At 46.5% G+C, this 15,429-nt stretch carries 12 protein-coding genes and 1 pseudogene; all 13 read right to left on the bottom strand.

What is annotated here, in order from left to right:
• Position 1 precedes the first annotated feature (1 nt).
• Positions 2-889 carry a rhodanese-related sulfurtransferase gene (locus tag ACR8BL_RS18410; protein WP_434748951.1) on the bottom strand — a complete coding sequence of 296 codons (888 nt, stop codon included), beginning with the start codon at positions 887-889 and terminating at the stop codon, positions 2-4.
• 212 nt (positions 890-1,101) lie between these two features.
• Positions 1,102-2,211: a hypothetical protein gene (locus ACR8BL_RS18405; RefSeq protein ID WP_434748950.1), complete on the bottom strand. Its 1,110-nt coding sequence runs from the start codon at positions 2,209-2,211 to the stop codon at positions 1,102-1,104.
• 104 nt (positions 2,212-2,315) lie between these two features.
• A complete protein-coding gene (locus ACR8BL_RS18400) occupies positions 2,316-3,791 on the bottom strand; it encodes an ATP-binding protein (RefSeq protein ID WP_434748949.1) in 1,476 nt (491 codons plus the stop codon).
• Positions 3,788-4,501, bottom strand: a complete 714-nt coding sequence (locus ACR8BL_RS18395; protein WP_434748948.1) for a response regulator transcription factor — start codon at positions 4,499-4,501, stop codon at positions 3,788-3,790. The genes ACR8BL_RS18400 and ACR8BL_RS18395 overlap by 4 nt, the downstream gene beginning before the upstream one ends.
• A 211-nt stretch (positions 4,502-4,712) precedes the next feature.
• Positions 4,713-5,027: pseudogene (locus tag ACR8BL_RS18390) on the bottom strand (Rpn family recombination-promoting nuclease/putative transposase); the annotation flags it as partial.
• A 6-nt stretch (positions 5,028-5,033) separates the two neighbouring features.
• The gene (locus tag ACR8BL_RS18385) at positions 5,034-5,942 is read right to left on the bottom strand and encodes a helix-turn-helix transcriptional regulator (protein ID WP_434748947.1); all 909 of its coding nucleotides are present in this window, start codon (positions 5,940-5,942) and stop codon (positions 5,034-5,036) included.
• Positions 5,943-6,165: 223 nt separating this feature from the next.
• Positions 6,166-7,575, bottom strand: a complete 1,410-nt coding sequence (locus ACR8BL_RS18380; RefSeq protein ID WP_434748946.1) for an MATE family efflux transporter — start codon at positions 7,573-7,575, stop codon at positions 6,166-6,168.
• A gap of 271 nt (positions 7,576-7,846) precedes the next feature.
• Complete coding sequence (locus ACR8BL_RS18375; RefSeq protein WP_434753166.1) at positions 7,847-8,728, bottom strand: carbohydrate ABC transporter permease; 882 nt, start codon at positions 8,726-8,728, stop codon at positions 7,847-7,849.
• Between the two features lie 37 nt (positions 8,729-8,765).
• The gene (locus ACR8BL_RS18370) at positions 8,766-9,647 is read right to left on the bottom strand and encodes a carbohydrate ABC transporter permease (protein WP_434748945.1); all 882 of its coding nucleotides are present in this window, start codon (positions 9,645-9,647) and stop codon (positions 8,766-8,768) included.
• Positions 9,648-9,709: 62 nt separating this feature from the next.
• Positions 9,710-11,047 carry an extracellular solute-binding protein gene (locus ACR8BL_RS18365; protein ID WP_434748944.1) on the bottom strand — a complete coding sequence of 446 codons (1,338 nt, stop codon included), beginning with the start codon at positions 11,045-11,047 and terminating at the stop codon, positions 9,710-9,712.
• Positions 11,048-11,213: 166 nt separating this feature from the next.
• The gene (locus ACR8BL_RS18360; protein ID WP_434748943.1) at positions 11,214-12,002 is read right to left on the bottom strand and encodes a response regulator; all 789 of its coding nucleotides are present in this window, start codon (positions 12,000-12,002) and stop codon (positions 11,214-11,216) included.
• Positions 11,992-13,785 (bottom strand): cache domain-containing sensor histidine kinase, encoded by a 1,794-nt coding sequence (locus ACR8BL_RS18355; RefSeq protein WP_434748942.1) that lies wholly within the window; start codon positions 13,783-13,785, stop codon positions 11,992-11,994. Before ACR8BL_RS18355 ends, ACR8BL_RS18360 begins: the two co-directional genes overlap by 11 nt.
• A gap of 376 nt (positions 13,786-14,161) precedes the next feature.
• The gene (locus ACR8BL_RS18350; protein WP_434748941.1) at positions 14,162-15,409 is read right to left on the bottom strand and encodes a hypothetical protein; all 1,248 of its coding nucleotides are present in this window, start codon (positions 15,407-15,409) and stop codon (positions 14,162-14,164) included.
• Positions 15,410-15,429: the final 20 nt, after the last annotated feature.

Genomic DNA, 15,429 nt, shown 5'->3' with positions numbered 1-15,429 from the left:
CTTATGCGTGTACGGGCGCTGCCTCCCGGCAAGCATCCGAGCAAAAGCGGTTATGCGTCTCTTCGCAATCCTCACAGCATACATGCTGCAGGTTGCAGGTCGGACAATTAATATATCGGTCATGTGTTGTGCCACAGTGATAACAGCTGGCAATGACAATATCCTCATCGGTCTGATTAATCGGCACCGAGATCCGCTCATCAAATACATAACATTTGCCATCAAACAGACGCCCTTGCACCTCAGGATCTTTCCCGTAAGTGACAATACCGCCTTCCAGTTGAGCGACATCCTGGAATCCTTCCTTGATCATAAACCCGGTCAGCTTCTCACAGCGAATACCACCCGTGCAGTACGTAATGATCGTTTTGTCCTTCATATCGCCCAGATTCTCCCGAATCCACTCCGGAAACTCACGGAACGATTCCACGTCTGGACGGATAGCGCCACGGAAATGGCCGATCTCGTATTCATAATCATTGCGGCCATCGATGACGATGACGTCATCCCGTTGCAGATGCTCGTGGAACTCTTTCGGCGAAAGGCGTTTACCACTGGTCTCATTCGGATCAAGCTCTTCGTCTACGCGGAACGTCACGAGTTCTGCCTTATGGCGCACAAAGATTTTTTTGAACGCATGCTCTTCCACATCATCCATCTTAAACACCATATCCTTGAACAGCGGGTTGGCATGCATATCTTTCATATACTGCTCTGTCTGTTCAGGTGTTCCCGATACCGTACCGTTGATCCCCTCGGAAGCGATCAGAATACGGCCTTTCACCCCCAAGTCTTTGCAGTATTGCAGATGCTCCTGCGTAAAGGTCTCGGGGTCTTCAATCTTCACGAACTTATAATATAAAAGCACGCGGTACGCACTGTTACACATGTATATCACCTGTTCCTATTCAATGTTGTTGATAAAAAAGAAAAGAAACAGCCGCTCGAAACATCGTCTCGAACTGCTGCCTTACATTCGACTTTATATTCCTGCATACTAGTTTATCGGAAGCGGAAGGACTTAGTCAATATAAATGTATAGAAAGGCATGAAAGATATGGAACATCTCTTCTATGCCGCCACCATTCTTTTCTTCAGTAACTATTCCGAGATCGTAATAATAGAGGTCACAAAGTGGTACTTCTCGTTTTCCATCACCGATTGTGACAAAAGTATTTTATTCCCCTCCGGACTCCAGGCTAACGGATCGGATGCAAGGTCCATATTTGCCGAGATCTGGAATTGCTCTGCGGACTCCGTGTTGGACACGAATAATCCCTTTTCATTATCTTTCTCGGAACTAATGGTGTACGCAATCTTGGTATCGTCACCTGACCAGCTTGTGCCAAAAATCTGATTACCCCTGGCGAGTGTGGCCTTTTCATTCCCTTCCAAATCGGTGAGCACCAGCGCCCGTTTGGTATCCGCTGTTCTTTTCACAATGGCAAGCCTTGTTCCGTCGTTCGAAGGAATGACCCACTCCACGCTTTTGAGCACCTGTCGTACTTCGCCCGTCTTCCCATCATAGGCATTCAGCTGACCGTCTTCTCCCGTAATGTAATAGATTACGTTGTTTGACGCTTTGATACTGCGCACATTGAAGTTGCCCGTCTCCACCAGCACTTTAGTTGTACCGTCCAGTGCAGCCGAGATCAGATCCCCTTTCATATTGGAAAAAACCACATGTTCATTGTCCAGCCATGCACCCTCCTGAATGAATCCATCCTGTTTACCCGCAGCTACCGCTTCTCCGCTCTTCAGGTTCAGAATGAAAGGCCAGCCTGTCGTCTCCTCCGTCTGCCAGTAGAACAGATGCTGCCCATCTGGCGAAACTAGTGGCGCTCCCAGACTGACCTCACTTTCCTTGATCGGTGTATCTGTGCCTTTCGTCAGATCATACATATACAAGTTATGCGGATACCGCTCTTGTCCCTCTACATTAACCGATTTCATGGATGTGTTTTCTTTGTCTGTAACAATTGAACTCTCGTTGAACCAAGCGATTCCGCGCATATTAAGCAGCTTTTCTATTTTCTCCAGCTTGAGACTCTGGTAGACGGATGTGTTCGTGTTATCTTTCACTGTAATATCTGTGCCTGTTTTCGCACCTTGTGTATTGCCAGACGGCTCTGTTGTGCTTCCACAGGCAACCGTTGTCAGTAACGCAGCTGCCCCCAGCACCCCAAACGTCGCTTTCATCCATTTCATCATGTCGTGATCCCCCTCGGTTACTTATGCTATACACCCATCATAAAGCCGGCATACTTCCAAAGTTATTCAGACTTGTTTCCAACTTGTAAACTTGTATCTATATCTTAATCTACGAGTGGGAATACGAGTTGAAATGTCACACCTTCTTGATGCGCTGGATCACTGGGCAGTAATGTAATGGTTCCGCCTTGCTTCTCGACAAACTGCTTTACGAGAGATAGACCGAGTCCAGTGCCGCCTGTTTTTCGAGCTCGATCCTTATTGACGGTATAAAAGGGTTCGAAGATCTTCTCCCTTGCTTCTTCCGGGATTGGCACACCTGAATTATGGATACGAATGACGGCTTGACGCTCGTTCATCCGCAGTTCGTTTTCGACCCGAATAATGCCGCCGGGGATGTTATATTTGATTGCGTTATCCAGCAGGTTAATGAAGATATGCATCAGACTCTCCCGGTCACTGTGAATGACGGCAGGTTCAAGCTTCATTTCCATGTTCAACGCGAACTTCTCCACCTTACCTCGCATCCGTCCACAGGCATCCTCCAGCAATGCTTTAATCTCTACATCTTCTGCCTGATTCTCAAAATCGTACTTTTCGAGCGCAGACAGATGCAGCACCTTCTCCACCATTTCATATAATCGCTCGGTTTCTTTGCCAATACTATTCGTAGCATCGTCCAGCAGTTGCGGATCATCCTTGTACATGTTTAGCAGCTCCACATACGCCTTGATGGACGTCAGCGGTGTCTTGAATTCATGGCTGATATTGCCGATATATTGTTTCTGCTGCTGCTCGAGTGCCTGTAACTTCTCAATAGCCAGCTGCAGCTTCTGCTGCTCGGCATGCATAGCTGCAATATTCTGTTGAATAGACGTGCTCATATAATATATCCCTTGTCCCAGATCACCCAGTTCATCCTTGCGTTTAACTGGAGATTCGGTGATGTAGTTCCCCTCCTGAATGGAGGCTGCTGATTTCTTCAACCGGGTGATGGCTACAGCAAAACGGTTGTAGAACAGATAACCCAGAATGAAACTCAGGGCAACCACCGTGATACCTGCCCACAGGAACAGTTGTTGAATACGAGCGTAGAACTCCTGATAACTCTGCACGGAATATTGGATCCAGATCGCACCGATCTGTCCCTCAGGGCCATCCAGCGGCGCAGCATAAAGCAATGTGTCATCTTGCTCATGATAGGCAATTTTATTTTGCAAAGCATAATTCAGGGTTTCCTGAACCAGTTCACTTTCACTTGGTGGAAAAGAGGCTCCCACTTGTTTTCCGCTCATGTCATACAATGCAATCGGCAAGCCTGTTGAGTCGGCAAGGGATTGCACCAACCTGCGCCCATTTTGCTGCAAAAACAATTCCGGCTCCTGGCGAATCGCTTCCGTATAGTACGCCTGGCGCACATTCAGATTAATCAGACGTGTCTGCTGGGCGAGAATACTCTCGACCTGTGACTGCTGATTAAGTTCAATGCCTCGCAGCACGAGAGAACTCAGCACAACCACGGTGAGAATGAGCAATGCTGCCAGAAACACACTGAACTTCAGCTTGATGCTGACTCTCATACCGCCCCGCCTGTTTCGGGGGCAGTCGCTTTGTAACCGATACCGTATACGGTCTGCAGCATTTGCTGATCCGTATCCCCGATTTTTTTGCGCAAGCGCTGGATATGAATGTCTACCGTCCGCGTACCGCCTGCATACTCCATACCCCATACCCGATCAAGCAGATCATCCCGCGTGTACACCCGTTCCGGATTGGACATCAGGATGGTCAGCAGGTCGAACTCTTTCGGTGTTAAATCCAGCTTCTCTTCACCAACCTTGACCGTACGGTGAGCAACATGGATATGCAATGTCCCGTTGACAATGGCCTGACTCTTGGAATCATCCTGCGGTGGTGTACTGTTCTTCTCCACACGACGCATCAGCGCTTTTACACGGGCCAGCAATTCACGGATTTCGAATGGTTTGGTCATATAATCGTCTGCGCCCATTTCAAGACCAATGATTTTATCAACCAGTTCGTTTTTGACAGTAAGTAAAATAATGCCGATATCCTCCCGATCTTCTAAGCGGCGGCAGACGCCATATCCGTCCAGCTTGGGCATCATCACATCCAGAATCATCACCTGAGGATGGAACAAAGCAACCTTTTCCAAGGCCTCTTCGCCATCATTTGCCGTCTCCACTTCATACCCTTCGCGCCGCAGCGCATATGCAATGGCACTGACGATGCTCGATTCATCATCAACAACGAGTACTTTTTTATTCATCGGATTCATCCTCTTTATCTGTGTCATGAGTTATGAATTTATGTTAACAAGATCGCGATCATTACGCCATAAACTTTGGTCGTTTCCAGCAGAATCTCGATTCTTCTCCGCAAGGACGCTGCCCTTCTTCTTTTATACCCTAAAGACAGCAAAAAGAGCCATTCCGCAGATGGGTTGGCTCAATATTTCAGTATTATGATACAAGGTTAAACTACGGCAGCAGCTTTCGGATTTTCTCTTCGGAAAGACCCGAGGCCTTCACAATAGCGGACATGTCCACACCGAGCGCCAACAACTCACGAGCCATCTCTTGTTTACCTTCCAGCCTGCCTTTGGCCGTCCCTTCTGCCCGTGCACCCTCAATCATTGACTTCTCATCGCTCAACGCCTTCATCCGGGCATCATACGCCATTCGGGTAGCGGCATCATGACTCAGGAATTCCAGCGTATCCATCGCTTTCTTCAACATCGGTTCATTCATCGCCAGCACCTCCCAGTTTGATATATCGATCCCTTTCAGGAATAAACCGCGCTATTTGATTTCATGTTCCTCAAACGATAGATTTAAAGGCTCGTCCGACATCTCATATTCTGTATCCATATGGGTCAATGGTGTGTTCAGATCCACTTCCTCGAAGCGGAAACTGTCCACCCAAACCTTGCCTTTCCCGTTCAAGAGTACCCCAAACGAGATCACCGCACTCTCTGCTGGTACATCCAGCACAATGCTGTACTGATTCCATGGCTGCGTACCGGAGATCGGCCGGTCATGCATGTTATCAAACTGCAGCACATCGTGCACTTGATTATCCACACGCATCCATAGTCCGCAGAAGGCTTCCACACGATCCGTTTTGACGAAACCGGTCAACTTCATCCGTTTGCCTACATATTTATCTGCCCTGAACTGCTGCATCATCGTAGCAAATTCATTCGGTTCCATAGGCGTAACAGCCTTCAGATACCCTGAGGCCTTGCCTTGATGTACCTCGGCAGGGTCAAGCCCCATCTCATAGTTTTGCGGGTGACTTCCCGTTAACATCCAGCCTTTAATTGCCGTTGCAGAATTCATCTGTAATTCTCCTCCTCTGGTTTTTCCACTGAATAGTTTTAGATCGAATAATTTGCGAAAACGTCCAGGCGGCATGCCATACATCTTGCGAAAAGCACGCGTAAACGCTTCCTGACTTTCAAATCCGCAGGCAAGCGATATGTCCAGAATCCCTGTATCCGTAGAGCGCAGTGCGGTGGATGCCAGACTCATCCGCCGATGGCGAATATAATCAACCACCGTCATACCCACCCCATCCCGGAAGAGCCGATGATAATGATAAGGCGATAACGATGCCTCGGAAGCTACGTCTTCCAGTCCAATCTCTTCATGCAGATGGTTCTCGATGTAGATCAAACTGTTCTGAATCATCTCCTGATATCGACTCAATTGAGGAATCCTCCCTTCCTTATCTTTACTATACGTGTTCGCACAGAAGCCGTTTTGATCATTTTTGCGGAAAATAAAAAAAGAAGAGCCAGACCAGGGACAACCATGTCCCTAACCGACTCTTCGTAGATACTGTTACTTTAGGCGAACCGAGACCACGCCAGTCCACCGTGCGACAGCTTAACTGTTCTTTACTTTGATACTCTCAAAACCACAGGCGGGCTTATACTGCTGGAACCGGCTGTGCACTAACCTCTTCTTCATCATGCTCTACCAGCTCATGTTTCTCCCATGCACGGCTCTTCCAGCGGAAGTACATAATGACCGCTCGAGTCCATTCATCCGCTGCAATGGCAAGCCACACGCCTGCCAGCCCCATATTCAACTGGAACACCAGCAGATAGCCAAGAGGCAGACTCATGCATACCATGGAGATTAGACCCATGTATACCGGGAACTTCGCATCCCCTGCCGCACGCAAGGAACCAATAATGACGATATTGCAGGTACGTCCGGTTTCAAGTACGAGACTGAGCAGGAGCACTTGTGCGCCCATCTTGATAATCTCCGGATTTTCCGTAAAAATACCCATCAGCGGTACACGGAAAATGATAATGATCACATCAATAACAACGGTCGCCAGTAGCGCCCATTTCACACTGTCAAATACACGTTTATACGCATCATCCTTACGGCGCGCTCCTACTAGTCGGCCGACAATGATCGACGTTCCCATACCAATTGCCATACTGAACAGATAAATATAGCTTGAAATATTACCCGCATATTGCTTGGTTGCCATCGCTTCTGCACCCAGATAAGTCACGTACAACGTAAATACGAGCTGGCAAGAGTGATATACCATGGATTCCATTGCAGATGGGATCCCGATCCGCAGAATTTTCCCAATAAATTGTTTGGACAACTTAATGTAGTATTCAAAATCGACACGAACCTCACTTACACGATACAAGAGCCAGAAAAAGATCAGTAAGCAGATGAAACGGCTACCTACCGTCGAAATTGCTGCTCCTTCTACGCCCAGCTTCGGCAAGCCGAAATGTCCAAAGATCAGCGCATAGTTACCAATCACGTGAATCACGTTCATAAACACCGATACATACATCGTTTCCTTCGTATAACCATGTGTACGAATTGTAGCCGCCAGTGCATTAATGAGGGCCTGCAGGAAAATCCCGCCCCCGACAATGCTTATATATGACCGTGCATAATCGTAAATTTCACCTTGTATATGTAAAAGCGACAGCAAATGTCCACCAAACACGAGGAAGATCACACTCAGGATCAATCCAACCGCCAGGTTAAGCGTGATGGCATTACCTGTAACCTGAGCTGCTTCAGTCAGCTTTTTCGAACCGATATATTGGGCTACAACAATGGCAGCACCATGACCAATGACTTCGAGTACAAGAATTGCAATGGAGATAATCTGGTTGGCTGCACCCACCCCGGAGACGGCATTATCCGATACCGAGCTAAGCATGAGCGTATCCACGCTCCCCATCAACATAAACAAGAAGAGTTCCAGGAATATAGGCCAGGTTAGCCGAATCAGCTTCAGATCCTGGGCATCTGAACGGAGAGACTCTTTCGTCGAGGATATTGCTGTCATTTTCTCACCTTTCCAACGTTTGCTTTAATTCATAGGGTATGTTAGCACAGGTGGTTTGAAAATGCAGTAGTTTTGCGAAAATAATTGAAAGTTTTTTGTAATTCCAGAAATAGGAATTATATCATTTTCATAAATCTGGTCTTGTAGGTACTCATGCATGGCTCTCTGCCACATAATTAAGACACAACAAAACCCTTCCACCACGCATATCCTGCGATGAATGGAAGGGCTCATATCCCTTTTTTAAAATATCAGAAGCACTGACAGACAATCATCCTTTCACCGAACCTGCCGCAATCCCCTCCACAATTCGTTCACTCAGCACAAGGAATGCAATTAGAATCGGCAAGATGCTGATCATCAGTGTAGCACCAATGGCTCCCCAATCGGTTGTATACTGCCCGATAAAGTTCTGCACTCCAACGGTCAACGTTTTGTACGAATCCGAACTGATGAAGGTATTGACGAAAATAAATTCGTTCCAGTCATAGATCATGTTAATGATCGCTGTTGTGGCAATCACGGAAGCCGTCATTGGTAACACAATGCGGAAGAAGATGCGGTTCACCGAGCATCCATCCATCACTGCCGCCTCCTCGACCTCTCTCGGAAGAGCGTAATAGAAGCCGAGCAGAATCATAATGGTGATCGGCATGTTAAATGCGATGTAAGACAGAATGACCGATAACGGATGATCCGTAAGATTTAACTTCAAGAACAGACTGAACAGCGGAATCAGTGTGGAATGCACCGGGATCATCAGACCCACCATGAACAGTCCCAGCACCAGTGAACGTCCTTTCCAGCGCATCCGTGTAATGGCAAAGGTTACGAGACTGGCAAACATCACCGTAAATACGACAGAAACAACCGTAATCCATACACTGTTGAAAAAATATAAACTGATATTACCTTCCGTCCATACTTTGACATAGTTCTCCCAACGCGGCGTAGCCGGTAGTGCAAAAGGAGCCATGTCGAATACTTCCTGGTTATTTTTGAGTGAAAATAACAGTAGCCAGATTAAGGGCAAGATTTGAAGCAAAGCCACCAGAGACAGAAGCACGTATAACAGGACATATCCAACTCTTCTCATCCATACAGGGCTATGACCTGTCTCCGAACCCACGGGCAACCGAACAGCCGGTTCCATCTTCAACAGAATGACCTCCTTTCATTGTACGTATGCGTCAGGAATATTGAATTGTGTCTTTAGATGCCGTTGCCTTGCGAAGTAGCCAGGTTACGACCAGACAGATCAGAAGTAGGAAGAACCCTACAGCACTGCCGTATCCAAAGTCAAAACTGCGAAACGCCTGACGATACATATAGGAGGCCATGACTTCGCTGGAGCCATTCGGACCGCCATCTGTCATGACGTAGATCAGGTCAAAATATTTGAGTGATCCTACCACGGCGAGTACCACGGTCACTTTAATCACTTCGGTAATAAGCGGCAGCTTAATACGGAAAGCAATCTGCCACGGGTTCGCACCATCAATACGCGCAGCCTCGACCAGTGATTCCGGAATGTTTTTGAGTGCCGCATAATAGATCAAAATATAGAAACCTGCATACTGCCATAGAATCGGCACGAACAGTGCATAGAGCACCAACGATGGTTCCGCCAGCCAGGCTGGCGGATTGCTAAATCCGATTGCTTCCAGAAAGCTGTTCAACACACCATTACTGGGGTGATAGATTTTCAGCCATAACTGGGCGATAGCAACCGAAGATAGGAGCATCGGAATCAGGTATATTTTACGAAAAAAATTCGCGCCCTTAATCTTGCCTGACAGCACCAGTGCAATCATCAGATAACCGATGAGACTCAGCGCAGAGAACAAAGCTAACAAAAAGGTATGATTGGCACTCTGCCAAAACGTGCTATCCTGAATCAATCTGGCGTAGTTATCCAAACCTATAAACGTCATTGCCCCGATCCCGTCCCATTGCATCAACCCGTAATAGCCAGTGAGCACAATCGGAATGTAGACCAGAACCAGCAGCAGAAGCAGCGCAGGTAGTACATACAGCGCGGCCACCAGACGGTTCGACATGACTTTGTCCAAGACGTAATCCTCCCTTCAAGCGTTCAAGCATTCAAATGGTGTACGTGTAGGTGAGGTGTACATCAGTTGCCTTTGTCGATGGCTGCCTGATGATTCTTCACAAAGTCTTCCGGTGTAACTGCTTTGCCAAACAGCGCCTGAATCATATCCAGATGTGCCTGAGCAGCAGCCGGTTTCATCTGCACGTCTGCAAAGAGGGTCAAGCTGCTCGCCTGGTTCAACTCGTTCAGCAGATCGATGTAAAGCTGTGGCAACTGTACAGTAGCTGTATCCACTTTGGTCGCCGGGATAACCCCTGCTTGGGTCACCGAGCTTTCGCCCCATTTTTCCACAAAGTATTGAATGAATTTCTGTGCTTCATCCTTCACTTTTGAGTTCTGAGCCGCAAACAATCCTACACCTGGCCCACCTACCCAGCTATTAATGTCACCTTTACCACCGTCAATTGTCGGGAATTTGAAGAATCCAACCTTATCCTTGAATTCCTGCGGGATGTCCGGGTTCGTTGTAAAGTTTGGCAGTTCCCAGGTTCCCATCAGGTACATTGCCGCTTTGGAATTCATGAATTCGGATTTGCCCTCGTCATTGGACAAGCCGTTAAACCCTTTATTGAATGCATTCATATCTACCAGCTTTTGCACTTCAGCCGCAGCCTGTGTCAGTGCTGGATCATCAAACTTACCGGAGCCGTTAATGGCTTTCTCCAATGCATCCCCGCCTACACGATTGGCCAGATACATGTACCAGAGTGAACCCGTCCAGCGGTCTTTGTTGCCCAAAGCAATCGGCACTTCGCCGTTATCGGTCAGCGTCTTCACCACATTCAGGAACTCATCATAGGTCGCTGGCGGCTGCAAATTATATTTTTCAAATATCGCCTTGTTGTAATAAATCGGGGAAATGTTCAGCTCAATCGGCAGCGCATACGTTTTGCCGTCTACCGCATAAGCCTCTGTTGTGCCAGCGATAAACTTCTCACCGAGCGATCCCTTCAACAGCTCATCGAGCGGTGCAAACAGATTGCCCTTCACGTAAGGCTCCAGGAAGCCCGCAGCCCAGGTTACGCCCACATCGGGAAGTTCATTGGAAGCAGACAAAATTTTCAGTTTGTTTTTGTATTGTTCGTTCTCCAGCACTTCCTGCTTGATGGTCACATTTGGGTTATCGGTCTGATACTGCTGAATAATATCGTTGACCAGCTTGTTCTGTTGTGCCGAGCTTCCAGCTGGCCAGAGATGCATGAACTTCAAGGTTACCTTGCCATCTCCGCCACTATCACCGCCGCTTGCATTACTACCGGATTCCTTGCTTGTACCAGAACCTGAATTGTTACATCCAGACAAAATGACAGCCAGAATCAGCGTCCATGACAGGATCATAGCTAGTGTCTTTTTATTCATATTTCCAACCCCCAATAGTGGAATTTCGGTTAATGTAACCGCTTTAATGAAATTGTAGCATGGGCACCTCTAGCCTATAAGGGTAGAATGATTTGGGAAAACTCCACTATTTTGAGTATTTATTACCTGTTTTCTTAGGCAAGAGAATTCTTCTTAAGCGGATATATTAACTCTTTTCATTTACGGCATGACGATACTTGCTTGGACTGATGTCCTCCAGGCTTTTGAATACTTTGATGAAATATTTATCGGTCTGATAGCCAACTCTCTCGGCAATTTCCGAGATGGGCAGGTTCGTCTGCACCAGCAATTCCTTCGCCCGCTGTACCCGTTTGCGCATGAGATACTCACTGAAGTTAAGTCCGACCTGCTCTTTGAACAAGACGCTAAAATAACTGGAGTTCAGGTGCAGGGTATCCGCAAGCTCACGCATGGTCATCGGCTCGCCCAGATGTGCCTCGATGTAAGCCAAAGCTTCTCCAATAGGTGTATCCTCCTGCTGCTCTCTCCGTTCGCGGATATCAACCAGCTTCGGATCCACCATCTCCTGCATCGTTTGAATACGCCGTTGTTGCTCATGAAGTTGAAGAGCCTTCTGTACGGTCTGAAGCAGCTGCTCTTTATCAATTGGCTTGAGCAAATAATCCACCACGCCCAGCTTAATGGCCTGCTGAGCGTAATTAAAATCCGCATACCCTGACATAATCAGAACCGCTGGTTTACTCGGAAAATGCTGAATGGCTTCCACCAGGGATAAGCCGGAGAACTCTGGCATACGCACATCGGTAATCAGGAGATCCGCAGGCTGACTTGCAAGCCATTCCCTGGCCTCGACACCACTCGCAGCTGTCTGAATTCGGATCTTTCCGGCAGACCATGCCTCCAGTGTCTTGCGAATCCCTTCTCTTGTACGCGGCTCGTCGTCCACAATCAGAATCGTTCTCTCATGAATCATGTGCAGCCCCCGCTCCCCTCGGAATTTCAAAACATATCACTGTTCCTGTTCCTAATTTGCTCTCTATCGTTAGTTTGGCATGTTCGTCAAGCTGGCTTCCAAAGTACAGCCGAAGGCGTTGATGTACGTTAATCAGCCCTACACCGGTTCCTCTCCCAAGAGCTACCGAATCACCATTGTTGAGTGCATGTCTAATGGTCTGAAGACGTTCCTCATCTATACCCGGCCCAGTATCGCGTACCTCGACACACACCTCACCTGTCTTCGAGGAAGGATGGACGCTGATTTCTATCCTTCCGGGCTTTAAAGAACTCTCGATGCCATGCAGAACTGCGTTCTCTACCAACGGCTGAATCAGCAGTTTAGGCATAGGTACATTGCGTAGTTCATCGCTCAACTTGATCTCCCATTGCATTCTGTCACCCAGACGCATCTGCATAATGTTCAGATACCGCTCTACATGTTCAAGCTCGTCCGCCAGTGTAACCCATTCATCCTGATGGGGGCTGGAGATAATGTAGCGAAATAACTGAGACATCGCGATAACCATACGCGCCATCTCCTCCTCTCCTTTTTCCTCCAGTGACCAGTAGAATGCTTCTAATGTATTGAACAGAAAATGGGGATTAATCTGGGATTGCAAAGCCTTCATCTCAGCCCGGGACTGCATAACTTCCTTCTCATGTACCACCCGTGTCAATTCATTCTGCCTGTAGACCATCTGGTTATACACCTCATTCAGCTCATTGATCTCCAAGGTAGAGCTGACCATGAGGTTAGGTCTCATCGCCCCTGGTTGTGCTCCGCGCATCGCCCGCATCAGACGAATTAACGGACGAGTAATCATCGTGGAGAGAAAGAAGGACATGACCAGAAAAAGCACAACGCCAATGATACCCGATACGAGCAAAGCTGTTCTCAAAATCGACACCCCTTCGGTAGTCTCCCGCAGCGGTGTCAGCACAGCCAATGTCCAGCCCGTTAACTCGGATCGCTGTTTCACCACGATATAAGATTCCTTGCCGTTTTGAACAACCGATTCACTGTTCATCACCGCTTGAGGATCGAGATGCACCTCCAAATTAGACGTCACCACTTCACCGCCGCCGTCCAGCAGCATGATCGAATCCTGTGAGCCGTCTGTCCCATCCGAATCATTGAGTTGAAAAAAACTGCGCTGCATACGCACGACCACGTATCCCCCATGCTCAAAGGAACGATCCAGTAAGCTGATTCGCCGAACAGCCAGAAGAATGCTTGGATCATCGGGATCAGAGCCTGCCCATACCAGCCGTCCCTTACCCTCATCCGCCTTGACAATCCAGCTCCGTTCCAGCCTGTGACTTAAGGAGCGATCATCCATCGGGAAGATACGGCTATAATCGGTCGTGTAGATTTCCATGCTCTGCGCACCATTAATAAAGGATTGGTAACTGCCCGCGATCTGCAGCAGTGCCTGTCGCTGATTAAAGGTGGCCTTCTGTCCCCGTTTCTCCTCACTGAGCAGACGCTGCACATAAGTATCATCTGCAACCTGAGCAGTCAACGAATTCACCTGAGCAATCAAGGCATCCAATCTGCCACTGGCTTGAACAGCGGTCTGGTGGATATGCTTCTCGGCATTGTTTTTCAACAAAGCTGCCACACGATCATAGGCTGTAATACCTGCGAGCAATAGGACAATGAGCATAACCATTACAAAACCAACAAAGATCTGATTACGAAGCGAGTTAAAATGCCTTGTTTTCCGCTGCAATGTGCAAACGTCCTCCTCTTTCTGCATGTAAAAGAAACCACCATCTCACGCCCGTCTTTTTTCATGACGGGATACACTCGATGCCGGATTCATCTACGTTATTCTGTTAAGGTAATATTGAAGCGCTTGCAAAAATAAAAAAATGTTCTCGTGTATATTGTTTTCCTCTGAGTGGTTCTTCTTTGTTTATTGATTAAACTAACCAGTTCAAAATATCACATATTAGTTTATGAATCAATGGATTTAGCCGTTCTCCATAAATCAGAACAAAAAAAGAGAGAAGCGGAGCGCTTTGTTTGCTAACTCCCTCTCTCTTTCTAATATGCTCTTTTACACCTTTTTTAAGGTTTGAGCTGACTCAACAATTGTCTTATTAGAACACCATTTTTATACCAGTGACATACTAATTAACGTTGACCTTGTAGTTTACTGGAATTTTCCAATCTAACGTCTCTACTTTCGAACCTAGGAAACTAACGTCAAATTTCCAATTAATATAAGCTGTAGTACTTTCGTTACTTTTTTGTTTAGAATCCCAAGTGGAAACTAGAAGACCTAAATCAAGATAATGACCTGCATCATATAGATATGCTGATTTATCAATTTTATAGGAGTACCCACTCACGTTACCAACCACATTTTGATAAATAGTATCATTTACTGTTGTAGTGGTTGTATTATACGAGATACTTGTAAGTACATTATATGCTGATTTTCCAGCAGCATAATATGGGACATTTTTGGTGAAAAGTCCTATGATAACAGGCCAGTTAGCCTTAATTTCTGAAGTGGATTTTTTATATACTCCACCGATTAATCTAGAAGTAATTACTGTATTCTGACCCGCTGCGATAGTTCCGAGAGTTTGAGTGCCTCCACTTGTTACTCCGCCTATTTTATAACGTTGCTCAATACCATTAGTAGTGGTCCCATTAACTCTTACATGTTCTGCAACTGTTAGTCTGGAAGTCCAATTGGCATTACCTGCTTTACCAACATCCACGATATTCCCCTCAACTTTAGGACAGAAATAAAATTCTGCTACGTCCACACCAAAAGGGGCTTTTGAATAGTAGACATTGGAACACGATTTAATGTAGGGATTAGCTGAAAAAGGACCAATCTCCTCGTTAGTAATTTTATGTGGCTCTGCAGGCGCAAGAATCTGTTCAAACCAGTTGCCATCCAAAAGGCTATCTACATATGATCCATCCGTAGTGATTTTAGAAGTATCTATATTCAAATGATTTAACTTCTCTTCAAAGTAAAACATATCCCCTTTTTTATCTTGTAAATATAATTTAATATTGGCTGTGTTCCGTAAGTCTGTAGAAATAAGACTTGTATCGGCCTTATCGTTGGTTTTTATCTTAAAGTGTAAAACTTTAAAGCTATCATTATTCTCCTTCAAGTCCCCAACATAACTTTCAATACCATCGGATTGTTCTCTACTTGAATACAATTTACCATCCAATTGAAGCGGGACAACTCCTCCATTGAATCTAACAAGCCCATTAATATGTACAGCATCGCCATCCAGCGTTAAATTATCTATTAATAGTTTAGCCCGATGAACTAACTTCTCTTCAGCGATGTAATTCGAATATTCTTCTGACCCTATGACCATTTGAATGTTTTCTTTCGAAACCATGTATCCAGGAATAGATGTTA

The sequence above is a fragment of the Paenibacillus amylolyticus genome (assembly GCF_051136285.1).
In the GTDB taxonomy this organism is placed as follows: Bacteria; Bacillota; Bacilli; order Paenibacillales; family Paenibacillaceae; genus Paenibacillus; species Paenibacillus amylolyticus_F.
The sequence above is the reverse complement of the archived record's forward strand: the minus strand, read 5'-3'. Positions and strand labels throughout refer to the sequence as shown.

Excerpts from the sequence above, each read along its gene's own strand:
- ACR8BL_RS18355 (WP_434748942.1), bottom strand. The coding sequence starts at position 13,785 with ATGCAGAAAGAGGAGGACGTTTGCACATTGCAGCGGAAAACAAGGCAT.
- ACR8BL_RS18405 (WP_434748950.1), bottom strand. The coding sequence starts at position 2,211 with ATGATGAAATGGATGAAAGCGACGTTTGGGGTGCTGGGGGCAGCTGCG.
- ACR8BL_RS18360 (WP_434748943.1), bottom strand. The coding sequence starts at position 12,002 with ATGATTCATGAGAGAACGATTCTGATTGTGGACGACGAGCCGCGTACA.
- ACR8BL_RS18375 (WP_434753166.1), bottom strand. The coding sequence starts at position 8,728 with ATGGAACCGGCTGTTCGGTTGCCCGTGGGTTCGGAGACAGGTCATAGC.
- ACR8BL_RS18350 (WP_434748941.1), bottom strand. The coding sequence starts at position 15,409 with ATGGTTTCGAAAGAAAACATTCAAATGGTCATAGGGTCAGAAGAATAT.
- ACR8BL_RS18400 (WP_434748949.1), bottom strand. The coding sequence starts at position 3,791 with ATGAGAGTCAGCATCAAGCTGAAGTTCAGTGTGTTTCTGGCAGCATTG.
- ACR8BL_RS18395 (WP_434748948.1), bottom strand. The coding sequence starts at position 4,501 with ATGAATAAAAAAGTACTCGTTGTTGATGATGAATCGAGCATCGTCAGT.
- ACR8BL_RS18410 (WP_434748951.1), bottom strand. The coding sequence starts at position 889 with ATGTGTAACAGTGCGTACCGCGTGCTTTTATATTATAAGTTCGTGAAG.
- ACR8BL_RS18380 (WP_434748946.1), bottom strand. The coding sequence starts at position 7,575 with ATGACAGCAATATCCTCGACGAAAGAGTCTCTCCGTTCAGATGCCCAG.
- ACR8BL_RS18365 (WP_434748944.1), bottom strand. The coding sequence starts at position 11,047 with ATGAATAAAAAGACACTAGCTATGATCCTGTCATGGACGCTGATTCTG.